This window comes from Aeropyrum camini SY1 = JCM 12091 (genome assembly GCF_000591035.1).
Classification (GTDB): Archaea; Thermoproteota; Thermoprotei_A; order Sulfolobales; family Acidilobaceae; genus Aeropyrum; species Aeropyrum camini.
Genome location: NC_022521.1, coordinates 446,374 through 464,194, shown reverse-complemented (window position 1 = coordinate 464,194; position 17,821 = coordinate 446,374). Strand labels below are relative to the sequence as shown.

The following is a 17,821-nucleotide window of genomic DNA, read 5'->3' as shown; positions in this document are numbered from 1 at the left end:
CAGACAAGGCTGAACTCCTCACAACACCCCCAGGCTCCCTCCCGGGGGTGTTCGGTGTCGCCTGGGGTCGTCACCCCGGGAATTAGATTCTTTATCCCCCTGGCGGGATATTTCAGCGTGGTGGAAGGTTGTGGCGCAGGGAGGAGGGGATGAGCTCATAGGTATAGAGGACTTTGCCAAAGTCGACCTGCGTGTGGGGAGGGTTGTCAGGGCTGAGAGGCTTCCGCACAGCAAGAAGCTACTCAAACTAATAGTAGACATAGGCGGTGAGGAGAGGCAGGTCCTCGCCGGCATAGCCAGATGGTACTCGCCCGAGGAGCTGGTTGGAAGGCTCGTCATAGTGGTCGCCAACCTGCGGCCGAAGAGGATGGCGGGGGAGGTGAGCCAGGGGATGGTGCTGGCGGCCCCCTGCGGCGACGGGGAGAAGCCGGTTCTACTGACTGTGAGCGAGCCGGTTGAGCCTGGAAGCAAGGTATGCTAGCCGGGGGCGGATAATAATAGTATGGGGCTTCCGGTTTCCGCCGTTTTCATCCAAGCCTCTCAAGGAGGCTGGCCAGCCTCCTTATACCCTCTCTTATCCTCTCCGGCGTCTCCGTGGCGAAGCTCAGTCTTAGCATGGTGTCTCCGCTGGGGCCGAAGTAGCGGCCCGGCACCGTGGCTACTGACTCCTCGTCCAAGAGTTTCACCGACAGCTCCTCCGAGGTTAACGAAGCTCTAGATAGGTAGCTGGAGAGGTCCACTGTTATGAACATGGAGCCGCCCGGCCTCGTGAACACCGCCTCCGGCAGCATCTCCTCTAGGGCAACAGCCATAGCCTCCATCCTCGTCTTCAGGAACTCCCTGGCGTACTCTAGGTGCTTGAGCCTGGCCTCCCTGTCCCCCAGGTATATCTTGGCGGCCACCTGCGCTATGCTGGGGGGACAGTATACCAGCTCCTCCGACACAAGCCTTATCTTCCCTACGATCCACCTAGGCCCGTAGAGGTAGCCCAGCCTCCAGCCGGGGAAGCCCGGGTCTTTGCTGAACGTGTTTATAGATATAGTGTTGTCCGGGGCGAGTTTGTAGAGGTAGACGTGCTCCCCCTCGAAAACCAGTGTCTTATAGGCCTCGTCATAGACTATCCACGCCCCCGAGTCTACAGCGAGATCCGCGACGAGCTTCGCAGAGTCTGCTGAGAGAAGCCTGCCTGTAGGGTTGTCGGGCGACACCAGCACCACAGCCTTCACACCCCTCGTGAAAACCTTCTTAAGCTCCTCCTCGTCCGGCTGGAAGCCTAGAGAGGGGGGTGCTCTAACCCACTCCACCCTCCCCCCAAGGTACTCGACTATCGGCTTGTAGCCGAAGTATGTCGGGTCCATAAGCACTACCTTGTCGCCAGGCTCCAGTATGGTGGAGAGGGCTGCAAACATGGCCTCCTGCCCGCCGGCGGTAACAAGTATGTCGTCGGGCTCAACCCTGGGGCCGCCTAGGGCTGCGAGGTCCTCGGCTATAGACTCCCTAACGTCAGCATAGCCTGGGGTCGGGGTGTAGGAGTACAGCCTCTTAAACCCCTCGTCGAGAAGAGCCCGGGCCAGCCTCTCCCTAAGAAACCTGGGGGGCAGGAAGCCGGGCTGGCCGGTTGAGAGTAGGATAACGTCCCTACCCTCCCGGGCCAGCCTCTCCCTCACAGCATCTATCTTCCTCGTAGGGCTGCCTGTTATGAGGTCTACCCTCCTGTTATAACTCACTGCCAAGGGGGCGTGCACCGTTTAAAAAGTCTGGCCTGCTATTTTTATCCTTACACCCTCAACCCTGATCGGCGTGTAAGGCACCCCTGTGCCGCTGTAGAACTTGCTGAACCACTCGTAGAAGTGCAGCCTCGATGCGTGGGCGAACGCCAGCAGGCCCTCCATACCGGCTACGGCGAGGTTGCCTCCAACGTACAGGAGGGCGCCCACCACGTCAGCCAGTATCCCCCCCTGCATTATCATAACTGTTAGATAATAGACCACGAAGACCAGGCTGGAGTGGGCCAGTGCGAGGGCCATAATCCTGAGGAAGCTGGGTATGTTGCCGACTAGCATCAGGAGGGATTCGTAGGCCTCTAGGAAGCTGTTTGCCAGCCCGGCTAGGGGGCTGTGGCCCTCCAGCATGTACAATATGGGGCCGGCCAGCAGCATCCACACCAGGCCGAGTAGGGAGCCCGCTAGAACAAGCTTGGCCGCCAAGCTATCTCCACCCAGCTCGAGGAGCGCCTGCCTAAGCACCGAGCCAGCCTCCCCAGCGTCCATGTAGACTAGGAAGGGGCTGGTTATCGAGGCGAACAGGAGGAACCTTGGTAGCCTGGACTCCACCAGGCCAGCCCAATCCCTCTTTATAACCCCGTTAACGACTCCAAGCAGCGTTCCAAAGCTGAGCATGAAAGCACCCATGAAGAGGCTGACGTTCAACGCTCTGTAGACCAGAGTAGGGACGAGCTCCTCCTCGCCATGGTCTATAGCGTAGGTTGGCATGGCGTAGGGCGGCGTCTCAAGCCCCAGCCGGAGCCAGAGCTCAGGCAGCCCCAGCATCTTAGACACTAGAGGGCCGAACACCTCCCCCGCCAGCAGCCCCGAGACTATGCTCGCACCGCCCATAACAGCCAGAACGTACGCCCAGTCTCTACTCACCCTCCTCAGGTAGAATATCGAGAATAGGAGGACTAGGAGGCCGTGGCCCGCGTCAGGGAACATGAGGGCGAATGTTAGCGGCAGGGTTACAGCGAGGAACGCCGTGGGCACTATCTCGTTGGGGTCGGGGTAGCCGTACAGCTCAACAACCCTGGAGAAAGGCTTGAGGAACTGGGGGAGGTCGACCTTGCTGGGCGTGGGCGTCTCGCCCCCCCGCCTGACGCCGAGGCTGAGTATAACGTAGCTACCCCGGGTCATCTTATCAAGTATACCCCTAAGCCTCCTCGAGTCCCTGACGTCCACGAACCCCCTGACTATCCTCGTCTCTCCCCTCCTCAGCGTCGACACCAGGAACCTGAATATATTCTCGAAAGCCGAGACCACTGTGTAGAACTCCGCCAGCTCACCCAGCCTCTCCGATGCCATCTCCTGGATTCTAGCCAGCCGCCCGCCGAGCCTCCCCTTCTCCTCCCTAATATACTCCATAGCCTTCTTAGGGCTGCCGGGCACGCCCTCCGGTGGAGTGTATATCGAGAGGTTGAGGCCGAGTATCTCGGGGGACACCTTGGAGAGGGCGCCCTTCGGCACGGCGACCGCCACCACCACATAACCGCCGGAGGGCTCCACAACCGCGAGACCCCCAACCCTAGACACTATCTCGCCGACCCGGGCCTCCAGCCCCTCCCAGTAGCTTCCGTAGTAGACCGCGAAGTCGAAGGCCCTGGAGCTGTAGAGCCTTGCTATATCCGCGTCTACATGTGAGACAGGGGATATCCTAGCCTCTATGTCGAGAAGCTCCTTAAGCCTCGACTCAGCCTCGGAATACTCCTCCAGGAGGCCTGAGTAGAACTTCTCCACCTCAGAGTACTTCTCCAGGTATCTCCTGAAGCTCTCCTCCCAGCCCCCAACCTCTACCTCCACACCCGACACCCTGTAGGGCTCCACCCCGGCGAGCTCGAAGTACTGCCTTATCCTTGAGGACCTCTCGGAAGCCTGGGTCAGGAGCGACCTATAGCTCCTGTCGACCTCCCCCTTGACACCCTGCGGCGGGGTGTCGACGTGGAAGATGCCCTCGACAGCCAGCCCGGCCACAACCCTGTCATAATCCCTGGCGGGTACCGCCAGCACCACCTCCTCCAGCGTCCTGGGTAGCAGCAACACCCCTCCCCCTTAATCCCAACTAGCGCCTGGGAGAGCCAGGGTAATTAAGAAATTCCCGTGGGCCAGCGGTTCGACGGTAACTCCGGAGACTTATTAATTCTACATTTTTAGACTATGAGGATATGGTGGAGACGCTTTGATAACGATACTTGGCGCTGGCAAGGTTGGTATGGCCGCTGCTGTTATGCTGATGATGAGGGGCTACGACGACCTCCTCCTCATAGCCAGGACCCCGGGGAAGCCCCAGGGGGAGGCGCTCGACCTCGCCCACGCGGCGGCGGAGCTGGGGGTGGACATAAGCATCAGGGGGAGCAACAGCTACGAGGACATGAGGGGCAGCGACATAGTGCTGGTGACGGCTGGCATAGGCAGAAAGCCGGGTATGACCAGGGAGCAGCTCCTCGAGGCGAACGCCCAGACCATGGCCGACCTGGCTGAGAAGATTAAGGCGTACGCCAAGGACGCTATAGTGGTCATAACGACAAACCCTGTCGACGCTATGACCTACGTGATGTACAAGAAGACGGGCTTTCCCAGGGAGAGGGTGATAGGGTTCAGCGGCATACTAGACTCGGCCAGGATGGCCTACTACATATCCCAGAAGCTCGGCGTCAGCTTCAGAAGCGTCAACGCCATAGTCCTCGGCATGCACGGCCAGAAGATGTTCCCCGTACCCAGGCTATCCAGCGTAGGGGGGGTCCCGCTGGAGCACCTAATGTCGAAGGAGGAGATAGACGAGGTTGTCTCCGAAACAGTCAACGCAGGTGCAAAGATAACAGAGCTCAGAGGCTACAGCAGCAACTACGGCCCAGCGGCGGGCCTAGTCCTCACCGTGGAGGCTATAAAGAGGGATGCCAAGAGGATCTACCCCTACAGCCTATACCTGCAGGGCGAGTACGGCTACAGCGATATAGTGGCCGAGGTGCCCGCCGTCATAGGGAGGAGCGGGATAGAGAGGATAATCGAGCTCCCCCTGACCGACGAGGAGAAGAGAAAGTTCGACGAGGCTGTAGAGGCGGTTAGGAAGCTGGTCCAAGCCCTGCCACCACAGCTCAAGGGCTAAAAAGGGGGTAAACCCGCCCTAAACACGGAAACCTGGGGAGATTTTTACCCGCCATGAGCTTTACGGCCCACATAGACACTATATCCTCCTCGCCCTGGCCGAGGCCAGTAGGGTGAGGGGTATAAGTCCTGAGGCGAGTGTGCCCGCAACGGCCAGCCTTATCCACGCGTCCACTCCAGCAGCGTCCATTATCCTCCCAGCCACGCTGGTGCCCAGTATCCAGCCTATGTTGAAGGCGAATGTGTAGAGGCTGGAGGCGGTATACCTTATCTCGCTGGGCGCCAGAGCTATTATCATCGTGTTGCCCGCGACAACCGTGGCGCCGTAGAACGTGCCGAGGGCCGCCTGGGCGGCCGCCAGGTCTAGGGCGGAGTCTGCGCTATGGTATATATAGAATGTTATGGCAGTGCCGCTCAGCCCCGCGGAGTAGAAGAGGAGGGCCCGCCCCCTCATAATCCTCTGAAAGAAGCTGCTGGCCGAAGCCTGTATAGCCGGGCTTATAGCCAGCACGGCGCCAGTGGAGAGGTAGGAGATCCCGACTATCTTGTTGAAAATTATGGATACTATACTGAAGACACCGCTGGCGAAGGTGTTCCTAACAGCTATCCCAGCCATAACAACGAAAACCTCCCAGGGCACCCTGGCGAGGGCCGCCAGAAGGCCTGGACCTCCTGAGGGGGGCGGCGGGGGGCTCCATAGCAGGGCCACTACGGTTGAGAGGGCCGCCGGGACTGCAGCGGCGTAGAATAGCATAGGGAACCCCAGATACTCGACTATAACCCCCGACAGGAGGGCGCCCCCGGACATGCCCAGGCCAGAGGCTATCACCGTAGAGGCGACCCCCCTCCTCACACCCTGTATCAGCGATAGGCTCCCCAGGGCTATCGGGAGACCGACGGCGAGGCCCAGCCCCTGGAGGGCTCTAAGGGCCATGAGCAGGGGAGGGTCCTCGACGTGGGGCATCGCGGCCGAGGTTGCAGCCACCACAGCCATACCAGCCGCTAGTATGTAGCCCGGCCTCCTAGTCAGGTCGGAGAGCAGCCCCACGAGGGGGGTGGCCAGCGTGACGGCCACAAAGTACCAGGTGGCTATGAGCGTTATGTAGGTGTATGGCCATCCAAGCTCTCTCACATGTAGCGGAAGCCAGAAGCCTATGGAGCCGACGTTGTAGAAGTAAGCGTAGGCCGGCAGCGCAGCCGCCATAACCCTGAGGCCTCTATATCCACCCATCGGTCAGGCCACCAGCTCGCAGCATAGCTAGAATATCTCCAGACCTCTACCGAATATTATGGTGCCCCATATGGGGGAGTCGTCTCTGAGTGAGAGGCTAAAGAGGGATAATAACGATCTCTGGGCCCTCCTGCCCCAACACCCCTTCGTGAAAGCCCTATATAGCGGGGACCTCCCCCTAGACAGGTTTAGGTTCTACGCCGTCCAGGACTACAACTACCTGGTAGGCCTGGTGAAAAGCCTAAGCCTCGCAGCCTCCAAGTCGTGGGACTTCGACGTAGCCAGGCTGGCTCTATCGCACGCAAGCTTCCTAGCATCGACAGAGATGGAAAACTATGAAAAGCTGCTGGGCGAGCTAGGCTTAAGCCTCAGCGAGGTCCTCAGGGAGGAGCCAGCCCCCACTAACGAGGCGTACGTAAACTTCATGATAGCCACGTGCAGCACCGGCACGGCCCTAGAGTGCATGGTATCCCTACTACCATGCTACTGGAGCTACAGGGACATAGCCCTGGCTAACCGGGAGCTGCTAGAGAACAACGGTGTAGACCTGTATAGGAGGTGGGCGTCCGTCTACCTCAGCAGAGAGTATGGAGATGCGGTAGACGAGTATAGGAGGGCCGTTGACAGGCTATGGGAAGAGGAGGGAGGGGTCTACCAGAGGCTTAACAGGATATTCAGGAAGGCCGTTAGATACGAGTACATGTTCTGGGATATGGCCTGGAACATGGAGAAGTGGCCTGTGTAGCTGGGTATGGTGCGGGGGGTGGGATTTGAACCCACGCCGGCCTACGCCAACGGGTCTTGAGCCCGCCCCCTTCGCCCTGGCTCGGGCACCCCCGCACCCGTAATAATTAGTTGTTTATAACGTCCCGGGGGAATTATCTGCTAACCACCGGCAACCCTAGATAGCTCCTCACCCTCTGCCTATACTCGGCCAGCAGGCTGCCACGGCACCTGCAGACGCCCGAGGCTGCGAGGACCTCGCAGGGGGGTAGCCTGTGGTCAGTGGGTGGTGACTGGCCGTACACCCTGGCCAACGCCCTGGCAGCCCCCCTGCCGATGCTGGGAGAGAGGACCTCAGCCACCACCTCCGGCCCCGCCCTAATCCTGGCGAGGAATACCAGGGCCAGGTAGAGCTCCAGCCACCCGAGCCTAACCCCCCTCACAGCCTTCCCGAGAACCTCCTTCACGCAGGCGGGCAGCGCCTCCGGCACGAACGGCAGCCCCCCCTCGGCGAGGGCCGCCAGGTGCCTGGCATACCTCTCGATAGCCTCCGACTCGAGGGAGCTGGCCTCAGACACCCTCCCCTCTATAGCCAGCCTCGAGGCTGCGGAGGCTAGAGCCCTCAGCCTAGCGTCGCTCAGATAGACGCCGCCCGAGAGCAGCATCTGGTTGGCGAGCCTCAGCTCCGGAGCATGCTCGTCAGCTGCGGAGAGCCTCAGGAAAACGTCAACACCCATCCTCCAGCCGAGAGGGAGGGTGACAACCCCGCGCCTATCAACAACCCATGGAATATTCAAGCCGCCCCTCTCAACAGGAAACCCCAGCCCCCCGAGTATACTGGCTGCAACCTCCCCAGGCTCGCCAGCCACCAGCCTCGCAGCCCTTGAAGACTCGCCGGCCACAACCCTCGACACGGCAGCCGGGCCAGCCCTATAGGCTATAGCCAGCCCGAGGTAAAAGCTAGCCACCTCCCCCTCCACAGTATCGGCGAAAGGATAGTCGAGCCACCCCTCCACAGCGGCCACAGCCCTCCTAAAACCAAGCCTAACAAGATCCTCATCACCAGCTAAAACACGCCTAGCAGCCTCACCCCTAAACCCCGCCACAAGCTCCAAAGCCCTCTCAAGGCCTATGAGGAAGGGATACTTCTTAACAAGCACACCACCACAACCCAAAAACCAAAGTAAAACCCCCCCACGGGAAATAACCTGTAAACCCGGGGGCGGCGCTGGCCGGCGGCCCACGGTCCCCTATACCCTCGGGGGCTGAGGAAACTCCGCCCTCCCCGCGGCAGCCGGGCCCCGCAAGGGGCACGGGTGAAACCCGTGGCAACGGCACAGAAACGACACGGCCCCGGGGCGTGTCGAGGACGCGGCTAGGCCGCCCTGGCAACAGGGCGGCAGCAAACCGCAGAGGAACCCCGGGGATGCGGTGAAACGGCCGCCCCCGGCGGAGCAAGGCCCCCGGGCGGTGAGGGCCGCGCGAAGCCCGGGGGGTAGACCGCTAAGCCCAATGCCGCCGAAGTACAGAAGGCGGGTTATGGCCGGCGCCGCCCTCCAGTAAACATGGATCACGCCGATGCACCTCCATACCCAGCCCTCGGCCGTGTTGGGGTTGTGAGTTGTGATAGGTGTGATGGGTACTGCTCTACCCTGTTAACCCCCCAGTATACACCCCCTCAGTTTCCTGTGGAGAGTCAACGCCGCTTCACAACACCCCCCACACCCCCTGGCTTCCGGTGGATCGTGTGAGGCTGCGGGTCTAGTTTCAAACGAGATTCGCTGTTTGTTTTGATCATCTTTTCTATATAATGTTTTTGTATCATTATATTGTATGTGCATCCGTGGAGAGGCTGTGAGAGCCCAGTTCTCCTGACGCTCCATGGGAAACAGTGGGGTGTGGGGCTCGAGCCTCCGGAGGGCTGGCTTTGTATGCTCGGGGTTTATAAGGACCCCTCGGTTTCCTGTGGAGAATTATAGCCTGTCAGAGGCTGCCCAATACTTCACCCTATTTTGAGTGCGGTGTCTACAGGTTTTCCGTGGGTGCCTCTATTGGGCGACTGCGACCCTATGGCCGAGGCTTCCCGCGGGGCGCTGGAGCTTCTCCGCATGCTTGACGTTGAGCTCGGCGTCCTCGGTGTGGGTAGTGGCAGGACTGTGTTGAGGTTCCTCCACATGGCCGTCGACGCGGGGGTGGAGCCGGGGGTTGCTGTGCCCAGCAGCTTTGAGACGGGGGCCGCGGTTTACGGGTTGGGGTGGACTGTGGGTGACCCCCGCGTATACCGGGGGGTTGACGCTTATGTCGACGGGGCTGACGAGGTGGAGCCTGGAAGCGGGTATATGGTGAAGGGGGGTGGGGGGGCTCTGCTGGGGGAGAAGATACTTGCCTCCAGGTCTAGGCTCAACATATTCATAGTTGGTGAGGACAAGCTGGTGGGGAGGCTTGGGGAGAGGATGCCTATTCCCGTGGAGGTTGAGCCCGGCTTTGCCGCTATGGCGCTGGCGGGCCTTGAGGAGCTTGGGCTTAAACCACGGCTGAGGACCTCGCAGGGTAAGAGAGGGCCTGTGGTTAGCGACTGGGGCGGTGTGCTGGTCGACCTGCACACCGGGCCCATAGAGGATCCGCGGGATCTGGAGTCGACGCTCAGGATGGTGCCGGGGGTGCGTGAGACCGGCCTCTTCCTGGGGCTCGCCGACTACATTGTAGTAGGTCTTTCAGGCTGTGGCTACAAGGTTCTAGGCCCCTACAGGAGGGGAGGGGTTTAGCGTGTCGGTGAGGGACGCCTGCCTAGAGTATCTGGCCCTCGAGCCCGACGAGGTCCTCGGCCTCTCCGGGAGGTATGTGAAGCTCGAGGCGGGCGGTGCCACGGGGGTCTGGGTCTACCTGGGCGGGTCGAGGGACTATATTCTGGTCGAGGGGCTATACTGCTCCTGCCCCAGCATGGCGGGGAGCCTGTTGAAGGGGGGCTGGGGGTGCAAGCATTTGAGAGGGCTTAAGGCCGCAGTCTCGAGCGGCAGGTTCAGGAGGGTTGCTATGGAGCCTAGGGAGGTGGGGAGGGTTGTTATGGAGGTTTACGCCTCAGGCCTGGCGGTGACTGTTAGGAGGAGGCTGGCTTCAGGCGGCTAGCGGGGGAGAAGCCTCTCCACAGCCTTGGCAGCCTCAATCAGGGGCACCATAACCCTCTCCCCCGTCGCGGCGCTGTATAGTGTTAGGAAGCCCCCCTCAGCCTCCTTACCCCCCACGAACGCCACCACGGGTATGCCAAGCCTCGATGCCTTCCTCCTCTGAACCTGTCCGCTGGCCCGGGAGAGGTCTATCCTCACGTTGAAACCTCCCTTCCTGAGAAGCCGGGCGGCCTCCCAGGCGTAGCTGTAGTAGCTCCTGTCAAGGACGACGACTGCGACCTGAGCGACGGTTTTCACGTCAAGGCTATACACGCCGAGCTCCAGGCCCGCGTCTATAATCCTCTCTATACCTATGCTGACACCGGTTGCCGGTATATCCCTGCCCGCGAACATGCCTATCAACCCGTCGTACCTCCCTCCACCGGCCACACTCCCTATCCTTGGCTCGTCGAGGACAACCTCTAGTATGGGCCCGGTGTAGTAGTCTAGCCCCCTGACAAGGCTCAAGTCTAGCTCAACCCTACTATCCCTGGCTAGGGATAGCATCTCCTCCAGATGGTCGAGAGCCTCCCTAACCCTCCTGTTAGACCCGTAAACCCTCCCCGCGGACTCTAGGACCTCGCCGGGCCTCCCCCTCCACGAGATAATCTCCATAATCCTTGCTACCGTAGAGCCCGCTAGCCCCAGCTTCTCAAGCTCCCTCCTAACACCCTCCTCCCCTATCTTGTCCAGCTTGTCTATAGCCCTGTAGATCGGCAGGGGGTTCTCGAGGCTCAGCTCCTCCTCGAATATGCCTGCTAGGAGGCGCCTATCGTTAACCCTAACCCTAAAACCATTGAACCCCAGGGCCTCCATACTGTCTACCACGAGGCTCACAACCTCGGCATCCGCCTCGGGGTGCGGGCTGCCCACTATGTCGGCGTCGCACTGCACGAACTCCCTATACCTCCCCTTCTGGGGCTCCTCATGCCTCCAAACCTTCCCTATATGATACCTTTTGAACGGCATCTGCAGCCCCGGGTTAGACGCGACGAACCTGGCTAGGGGGACTGTAAGGTCGTACCTGAGCGCGTACCACCTACCGCTCCACGGGTCCTGGAACCTCCATATGAGCCTGGCCTCCGCCTCCTCCCCATACTTACCCGAGAGGGTCTCCCAGTACTCCACAGCAGGGGTGTCGAGCGGGTCGAAGCCGTAGCTCTCGAACACCCTCTCAAGCCTGGAGAGCAGCCTCTTCCTGAGTATCATGACTTCGGGGGGGAAGTCTCTGAAGCCTCTGGGGGGCCTAGGGCGACCTCCCGCCACCTGAGGCACCCTTAGCCTCCATACTACTCATAGACCTTATGAGGTACTCTTGAACTATGCTGCCGTATATACTAATCCCTAGTATGAATGTAGCGTAGATCCTCTGCCTCAGGGATAGGCTAGCACAGTCCCTAGACCATATCCTCTCCAGGGCCTCGCTAACCTTGGGCGGAGGACGCTGTTTGAGAGGGTCCTCTACATACTTCTTCACACGCACCGCCTCCTCATCGTTTAGGCTGAGGGCCTTAGCTATGTCACCCTGCCTGTGGGAGAACATGGAGGGGTCGAGACAGCATTGCCCGCCTCCTGCTTCCTCATCCATTTCTACAGGCCACACCTCTACACAGCTTCTAACACAACTTATGGTTGCTATAAGGTTTTAAACCCGTAACGGCTCAATAGATGGTGTATGGTGCCCGAGATGCCGGAGGCGCTTGTCGCTATCAACGTTGACGTCGGGAAGGAGGATGAAGTGTTTAACAAGCTGCTGGAGATGCCGGAGGTCAAGGAAGTATTCATGGTATACGGGATATACGATATCATAGCCCTAGTTGAGGCCCCAACCATGGACCAGCTGAGGGAGACTATAACGGGTAAGATAAGGAAGATTGACGGGGTAAAGATGACACTCACAATGGTTATAGTGACCAGGAGGGTTAAGAACAAGGGGTAACCCCTCCTAAGACGGGGCGGGGGGGCCAGGCATCCTCCTGTTAAGTATGGCGTTCGACGATATCGATTTTAGAGGGGGAGGATGTACAACACACTTCGCAGGCCTCCTCCTACACACCCTCCTACCCCGCGGCCGCTACACACTGGCGGACTACCCCCTACTCGTCAGGCTTAACCCCGGCATACCCTGGAAGACTAGGGGCAATGCTTCAGTGGTGATAAGGCTATGGACAAGGGGTGAGGATGAGGCTCTAGACGCCGTCGAGACTGCAGTCCAGCTTATGTGGGACTACACTGGCGGGAGGCCCTCTGAGGCGGGTAAGGGGCCTGGTATGGCAGCCCTCGTGGGAGACCCCTTCAGACCTAGCCTCGAGGAGCTGTATAGGAGGGCCCTGGCAGGGGTCCTGGATAGAGGTTTCGCGGTGGCTGTTGTGGAGAGGGAGGGGGGCTGGGTTCGGGGTGGCTGGGGTGTTGTGGGTGCATCCGCATCCCTCGCAGCCTTGAAGCCCGGGGAGGACTATACCTGGGAGCTAGTGGCCTACCGGAAACCGGAGATGTGGGGGAAGGGGAGGTGCGTGGATTGGGAGGCGGCTGCTAGGGTTGAAGCCTCACTACCGCCCTGCACGTTCAACAACATAGACATCGCTGGGGGGAGGGTTGCAGCCGCCCCGGCAGGCCCGGATCCTGTGCTAACCGGGTTCCGCGGCGACTGCCCCCACCTCCTCCACCGCTACTCTGAGGCGCTCTGCGAGGAGCCTCACTTCTGGGTCCTCTACCGCAGCAACCAACACACAGACGCGCCCCGGGGGGTGGAGAGGAGGGTCTACCCGTACTCCTATGTAACATTGGAGGCGGTGGTGGCCGGCACCCCGCAAACACTGCCTGGGGGGCACGTGGTGGTGAGGGCATCAGCAGGCGGCGGCGAGGTCGACCTTGTATTCTATAGGGAGGCCTCGCCTCTCAACCAGGTGGCTAGGCTCCTGGCGCCCGGCGACCTTGTGGAGGCTATGGGGAGCGTGAGGCCCTACAGGCCCCGCGGACTCTGGACGGTTGCGGTGGACAAGCTGTCTGTCAAGCGGCTATCCCCAGTTATCGAGGTGCACTCCCCCCTATGCCCCCGCTGCGGGGCTAGGTTGGAGAGCGCCGGGAGGGGGAGGGGCTACAGGTGCCCCCGCTGCGGCTTCTCCTCTCCCAGCGCCAGACCTATTGAGACACCCGTGCCCCGTGCTCTACAGCCCGGCGTCTACACGCCGAGGGAGGGGAGGCTTAGACACCTGGTCGCCCCGCCAGGCAGGAGGCCTGCCCGCTGGACGCCGCCCCGCCTCGTAGAGGCTCTGTGGGCGTACTCGCCAGACCCCACTCCACCAAGGCCTCCTCCAGTGGGAGACAGTTTTAGCCTCCAGCAGAGCCCCCTAGGCCCTCGGGAATAGTGGTATGAGTGTGCAGGAGGTCTTCGGCAGGGCCACTAACGTTCTTCTCACACTCATAATACTCGCCGTTATAGCATACAGCATCCTTTTAATAGTCGAGCCCAGCTACGCCCCCGAGAGCGACGTGATCTTGCTAGGCGTTAGCGGGGGCAAGCTGAGCTATAGTGTGGAGCCAGTTTTGGAGAGGGGCGAGGGCTACATGCTGGTGAGAACCCCCTCCCAGGGCTACACCATAGCCTTGGAGCCAGTTGAGGGGGGTGTGATGATCTACCTGGTTGAGGAGAGGCCGTACCCCCTACCGCTGCCAGCGCCTGCAAAAGCCGTAGAAAAGGGGTTCATAGACGTTGACGGTTTGAGGCCGGGTTGTGTTTTACAGGGGGTTGTGGGGAGCGGGGTTGAAGGGCCGGTTACCGTTAAGCAGGTGCTAGCTCTCGCCCTGAGCAGGAGCGACTCTATACTTATAAACATCAAACCGGAGGAGGATATGAAGCCTAGGATAGAGATTGAGATACCTGCCAAGGTGGGTAGCAGGAGCTTCAAGGGGGGCTCTATAAGCGTTGATCTAGACCTAAGCCGGGTTTCGGAGGTGAAGGCCCCCCAGGGTAAGATGGTGTACGTTTACCTAGAGGCCTCGGTGGAGATGCTTCGAGGAACCCTCGAATTCGACTGCGGCGGCTCAACAGTTGAGCTTGGAATATCCTTTGCAAACGTTGACGCTAAGCCTGAGGCCAGGTTCAATATAGTAGATGTTCAGGAGCAGCTTAGCGAGGACGTGGTACTCCCCTCGGGAAGCTACGAGTGCATGTCAACCAGGAAGCCTGTGGCACCGGGCAAGACCGTGTACACCACGGTATTCGACATGGACAACCTAACCTACCTCTACACCATAGACGTTGGAAGCGCAACTATAGGGGTTAACGCGGAGTTCACAGGGTTCGAGACAAGGGTCACAGTAGTATCTGGCCTCGAGGAGGTGAAGGCCGTGTGTATACTGAAATCGGTGTCGGGGGACCCGCTACCCATACTATCCTCAGCCAGCCTAAAACCGTCCTAGCCGCGGGGGAAACCTGCTGGAAGGGGGCGGCGGGAGATTTAACCCCCCGCACATTACGGTACATGTGGGAGATCCCGGGGGTATGTAGAGGCTTGTCAGTCAGGAGGAGGAGGGAGAGGAGGGCCGCACCCGTCACAGCCGCGGGGCTGCTGTCCTTCTACGAGGAGTATGAGGGGAAGATAAAGGTGAGCCCCACCATTGTAGTGGGAGCAGCCGTCCTTGTCTCGGCGCTAGTTGCAGCCGCCCACATATTCCTCCCCGCAGTGCCGTAGCAGCCACGGTAGGATGCTGTAGAAGCTGGCCGCCAGCTTAACACTCGCGGATGCCGGGTGATGGTATTACTGTTACGCTAGAGCTGATAGCCGCCGTGGTTTGCGTATCTTTGCCTTATCTACCCGGGTTCTTTTGCGTGTAGGATATGTGAGAATACATGTCCTGCTTATATACTTTATTCATTTACCTCCTGGGTTAACACCTTTTATATGGTGTTTGTTTGTGGAGAGGAGGCTCATCCTCTGGCTAGACGAGGTTTCCAAGGACCTCGTCCCCCTGGTGGGCGGCAAGGCCGCTGGCCTCGGTGAGATGATAAAGGCGGGCATACCCGTGCCCCCCGGTTTTGTTGTTACCAGTGAGGCTTACAGGAGGTTCGTGTTCGAGACCGGTATAGCGGGCTATATAAAGCATGTCCTTGAGGAGACGATTGTGAGCGGTAGGCCGGAGGAGTATGAGAAGGCTAGCGAGCTCATTAGGAGCAAGTTCGTGAGGACACCGATGCCCCCCCATATAAGGAGGGCTATAGTTGACGCCTACAGGAAGCTGGGCACCATGGTCGGTGTTGAGGAGCCCCGTGTGGCTGTGAGGAGCAGCGCCACTGTGGAGGACCTCCCAGAGGCCAGCTTCGCCGGCCAGCAGGAGACTTACCTTAACGTTAAGGGTGAGGAGGAGGTTGTCGAGAAGGTTAAGACAGCCTGGGCCAGCCTGTGGACGGCCAGGGCGCTCAGCTATAGGGACAGCCTAAACATAGACCATGAGACAGCGTTGATGGCGGTTGTAGTGCAGAAGATGGTGAGTAGCCGCAGCAGCGGCGTCATGTTCACCATACACCCAGTGACGGGTGAGGAGGATAAGATCGTTATAGAGTCGATCTGGGGCCTCGGAGAGTACATAGTCGGGGGTAAGGTGACTCCCGACAGGTTCGTCGTTAGGAAGTCTGACCTGGAGATTTTGGAGGCTAGGGTGTCCAGGAAGGATAAGGCTCTATTCTACGATCCAGACTTGAACGAGAACGTCGAGATCAGGATACCCGAGGGCGAGGAGGAGCTTGAGGACCTCAGGAGGAGGCACCCCGCGGTGGCTGAGGTTATAGAGAAGCTTGGGATAAGGCCGGAGGCCCCATCGCTCTCGGAGAAGGAGGTGAAAGAGCTGGCCCGGCTGGCTGTAAAAGTTGAGAACCACTTCGCCAGGCCTATGGATATAGAGTGGGCTATAGACTTCGAGCTCAGGCCTCCGGACAACATACTCCTACTCCAGGCAAGGCCCGAGACGGTGTGGTCCAGGAAGAAGGAGGAGGCTGAGGCTGGGCAGCCGGCGGAGGAGGCGGTGCCCGAGGGCGAGGTCCTCGTCAGGGGGGTGCCTGCCAGCCCTGGCGTTGCATCGGGAAGGGTCAAGGTGGCCCTGACTGTCGAGGAGGCTGCTAAGAAGATGGAGAAGGGGGACGTGCTTGTGACGAAGATGACGGACCCCGACTGGGTGCCCTACATGAAGCTCGCCAGCGCCATAGTGACGGATGAGGGGGGCATGACCGCCCACGCCGCCATAGTGGCTAGGGAGCTGGGCATACCCGCGGTGGTGGGCACCGGAGACGCGACCAAGAAGCTCAAAGACGGGATGCTGGTTACCGTCGACGGTAGCAGGGGCGTGGTATACGCTGGCGCAGTCAAAACCGAGGAGGAGGCTAGGGAGGAGGAGGCTAGGCCTGAGCTGGGCGCGGTGGCGGCCGAGATACTTTCCGAGGTCTACCCCGTAACCGCCACCAAGATCTACATGAACCTGGGCCACCCCGAGGAGATAGACAGGTACAAGCACCTCCCCTTCGAGGGCATAGGACTGATGAGGATAGAGTTCATAATCTCCAGCTGGATAGGCTACCACCCGATGTACCTTATAGAGCAGGGTAGGGGCGTGTACTTCATAGACAAGCTGGCTGAGGGTGTGGCCAAGGTAGCCAGCGCCATATACCCCAGGCCTGTGGTTGTAAGGTTCAGCGACTTCAAGACCAACGAGTACAGGAGGCTTAAGGGGGGCGAGAAGTATGAGACGCTCGACGAGAGGAACCCGATGATAGGCTGGAGAGGAGTCTCCAGGTATATACACCCCAACTACGAGCCCGCCTTCAGGCTGGAGGTCAGGGCTATAAAGAAGGTTAGGGAGGAGTGGGGCCTTAAGAATGTGTGGGTTATGTTCCCGTTCGTCAGGACCACGTGGGAGCTGGAGAAGGCGCTGAGGATAATGGAGGAGGAGGGGCTCTCCCGCGGGAGAGACTTTAAGGTGTGGATAATGGTTGAAGTGCCAAGCACAGTCTTCCTGGCCGACGAGTTCGCCAAGATGGTGGACGGGTTCAGCATAGGCAGCAACGACCTAACCCAGCTGGTTCTAGGCGTTGACAGGGACAGCGGGTTCCTAGCGAAGATGGGCTACTTCGACGAGAGGGACCCCGCGGTACTCAGGTCCATCGAGATACTGATAGAGAAGGCGCACAGCCAGGGGGCCACCGTGAGCATATGCGGCCAAGGGCCCAGCGTGTACCCCGAGCTCGTCGAGTTCCTGGTGAGGAGGGGTATAGACTCGATAAGCGTCAACCCAGACGCTGTTGTGAGGGTGAGGAGGCAGGTGGCCAGTATAGAGAGGAGGATAATGCTGGAGAGGCTGGAGGAGCTGGGCTCCAGGCTATCCAGGGTCTAAGGCCTAACGGGATATAGTTTATCCTCCCTAACCACAACCCTACCCGTTTTGGATAGCATGTCCAGCACGTCCCTAACCTCTCTGGGCCCCCCGTTGACCACTACAACGTCGAACCCGTGGCTATGGGCCAGGTATCCTAGATAGAGGTAGCCGGCCTTCCCTATCCTACCCCTCCTACTATATATAATTATGAGGGTATCCCTCCCCCCTCCCATTGCGAGGCCCGCGGCGACAGCCCTCCGGGAGGACCATATGCCTATTTTTGACCCCTCCGGGAGGACCACCACGATAACCCTCCTGCCGGATATGATGCCAGCGTCCAGCACGGTAACGTCTAGCCCCCCCACGTCGAACCTCTCTACCCCCGCGAAGTCGAAGGCGCCCTGCAGCTCCTCGACCAGGAGGGCGGCCTCGTCGAGGCTTGATCCAGACACGCGGCGTCACCCCAA

The 17,821-nt window shown here is 59.9% G+C and carries 17 protein-coding genes, 1 tRNA gene and 1 other RNA gene; 11 read left to right on the top strand and 8 right to left on the bottom strand.

What is annotated here, in order from left to right; all coding sequences use genetic code 11:
• Nucleotides 1–130: 130 nt before the first annotated feature.
• Nucleotides 131–481 carry a methionine--tRNA ligase subunit beta gene (metG, locus tag ACAM_RS02565; RefSeq protein ID WP_022541245.1) on the top strand — a complete coding sequence of 117 codons (351 nt, stop codon included), beginning with the start codon at nt 131–133 and terminating at the stop codon, nt 479–481.
• Between the two features lie 46 nt (nt 482–527).
• Here metG and ACAM_RS02560 read toward each other — a convergent pair whose 3' ends face one another.
• Together ACAM_RS02560 and ACAM_RS02555 are read right to left on the bottom strand one after the other, a co-directional pair.
• Entirely contained in the window at nt 528–1,733 is a 1,206-nt protein-coding gene (locus ACAM_RS02560; protein WP_022541244.1) for a pyridoxal phosphate-dependent aminotransferase, read from the bottom strand.
• A gap of 15 nt (nt 1,734–1,748) precedes the next feature.
• Complete coding sequence (locus tag ACAM_RS02555) at nt 1,749–3,806, bottom strand: V-type ATP synthase subunit I (RefSeq protein WP_022541243.1); 2,058 nt, start codon at nt 3,804–3,806, stop codon at nt 1,749–1,751.
• Between the two features lie 139 nt (nt 3,807–3,945).
• Between ACAM_RS02555 and mdh the strand changes: the two genes are divergently transcribed.
• Nucleotides 3,946–4,872 carry an NAD(P)-dependent malate dehydrogenase gene (gene mdh / locus ACAM_RS02550; protein ID WP_022541242.1) on the top strand — a complete coding sequence of 309 codons (927 nt, stop codon included), beginning with the start codon at nt 3,946–3,948 and terminating at the stop codon, nt 4,870–4,872.
• A 78-nt stretch (nt 4,873–4,950) separates the two neighbouring features.
• Here the strand turns inward: mdh and ACAM_RS02545 are convergent, their stop codons facing one another.
• On the bottom strand, nt 4,951–6,102 hold the full coding sequence (locus tag ACAM_RS02545) for an MFS transporter (RefSeq protein WP_022541241.1): 1,152 nt from the start codon (nt 6,100–6,102) through the stop codon (nt 4,951–4,953).
• Between the two features lie 70 nt (nt 6,103–6,172).
• Between ACAM_RS02545 and tenA the strand changes: the two genes are divergently transcribed.
• Nucleotides 6,173–6,847 (top strand): thiaminase II, encoded by a 675-nt coding sequence (gene tenA, locus ACAM_RS02540; RefSeq protein ID WP_062661980.1) that lies wholly within the window; start codon nt 6,173–6,175, stop codon nt 6,845–6,847.
• A gap of 7 nt (nt 6,848–6,854) precedes the next feature.
• Here the strand turns inward: tenA and ACAM_RS02535 are convergent.
• Nucleotides 6,855–6,942 (bottom strand) — tRNA-Leu (locus ACAM_RS02535).
• A 38-nt stretch (nt 6,943–6,980) separates the two neighbouring features.
• The gene (locus ACAM_RS02530) at nt 6,981–8,000 is read right to left on the bottom strand and encodes a DNA primase large subunit (RefSeq protein ID WP_022541239.1); all 1,020 of its coding nucleotides are present in this window, start codon (nt 7,998–8,000) and stop codon (nt 6,981–6,983) included.
• Between the two features lie 48 nt (nt 8,001–8,048).
• Here ACAM_RS02530 and rnpB point away from each other — a divergent pair.
• The 3 genes from rnpB to ACAM_RS02515 all read left to right on the top strand — a co-directional run bounded on the left by rnpB (nt 8,049) and on the right by ACAM_RS02515 (nt 9,951).
• An RNA gene (gene rnpB / locus ACAM_RS02525) (RNase P RNA component) lies at nt 8,049–8,377 on the top strand.
• Nucleotides 8,378–8,876: 499 nt separating this feature from the next.
• On the top strand, nt 8,877–9,590 hold the full coding sequence (rpiA, locus tag ACAM_RS02520) for a ribose 5-phosphate isomerase A (protein WP_022541238.1): 714 nt from the start codon (nt 8,877–8,879) through the stop codon (nt 9,588–9,590).
• A 1-nt stretch (nt 9,591) separates the two neighbouring features.
• Complete coding sequence (locus ACAM_RS02515; RefSeq protein WP_062662337.1) at nt 9,592–9,951, top strand: SWIM zinc finger family protein; 360 nt, start codon at nt 9,592–9,594, stop codon at nt 9,949–9,951.
• Here ACAM_RS02515 and hisS read toward each other — a convergent pair.
• Nucleotides 9,948–11,255, bottom strand: a complete 1,308-nt coding sequence (hisS, locus tag ACAM_RS02510; RefSeq protein ID WP_022541236.1) for a histidine--tRNA ligase — start codon at nt 11,253–11,255, stop codon at nt 9,948–9,950. The two genes, ACAM_RS02515 and hisS, sit on opposite strands and share 4 nt — an antisense overlap.
• Entirely contained in the window at nt 11,236–11,577 is a 342-nt protein-coding gene (locus ACAM_RS02505; protein WP_148706355.1) for a hypothetical protein, read from the bottom strand. Before ACAM_RS02505 ends, hisS begins: the two co-directional genes overlap by 20 nt.
• Nucleotides 11,578–11,676: 99 nt before the next feature.
• Here ACAM_RS02505 and ACAM_RS02500 point away from each other — a divergent pair, with 99 nt between their 5' ends.
• The 5 genes from ACAM_RS02500 to ppsA all read left to right on the top strand — a co-directional run bounded on the left by ACAM_RS02500 (nt 11,677) and on the right by ppsA (nt 17,372).
• Nucleotides 11,677–11,928, top strand: coding sequence for an Lrp/AsnC family transcriptional regulator (locus ACAM_RS02500; protein WP_062662341.1), 252 nt, complete (start codon nt 11,677–11,679; stop codon nt 11,926–11,928).
• A gap of 46 nt (nt 11,929–11,974) precedes the next feature.
• Nucleotides 11,975–13,357, top strand: a complete 1,383-nt coding sequence (locus tag ACAM_RS02495; protein WP_022541233.1) for a tRNA(Ile)(2)-agmatinylcytidine synthase — start codon at nt 11,975–11,977, stop codon at nt 13,355–13,357.
• A 4-nt stretch (nt 13,358–13,361) separates the two neighbouring features.
• The gene (locus ACAM_RS02490) at nt 13,362–14,411 is read left to right on the top strand and encodes a hypothetical protein (RefSeq protein ID WP_022541232.1); all 1,050 of its coding nucleotides are present in this window, start codon (nt 13,362–13,364) and stop codon (nt 14,409–14,411) included.
• A 92-nt stretch (nt 14,412–14,503) separates the two neighbouring features.
• Complete coding sequence (locus ACAM_RS02485) at nt 14,504–14,683, top strand: preprotein translocase subunit Sec61beta (RefSeq protein WP_022541231.1); 180 nt, start codon at nt 14,504–14,506, stop codon at nt 14,681–14,683.
• Nucleotides 14,684–14,906: 223 nt separating this feature from the next.
• Complete coding sequence (gene ppsA, locus ACAM_RS02480; protein ID WP_022541230.1) at nt 14,907–17,372, top strand: pyruvate, water dikinase; 2,466 nt, start codon at nt 14,907–14,909, stop codon at nt 17,370–17,372.
• On the opposite strand, the gene ACAM_RS02475 is transcribed toward ppsA, so the two are convergent.
• Nucleotides 17,369–17,806 carry a Rossmann-fold NAD(P)-binding domain-containing protein gene (locus ACAM_RS02475; RefSeq protein ID WP_022541229.1) on the bottom strand — a complete coding sequence of 146 codons (438 nt, stop codon included), beginning with the start codon at nt 17,804–17,806 and terminating at the stop codon, nt 17,369–17,371. The two genes, ppsA and ACAM_RS02475, sit on opposite strands and share 4 nt — an antisense overlap.
• Between the last annotated feature and the right edge of the window lie 15 nt (nt 17,807–17,821).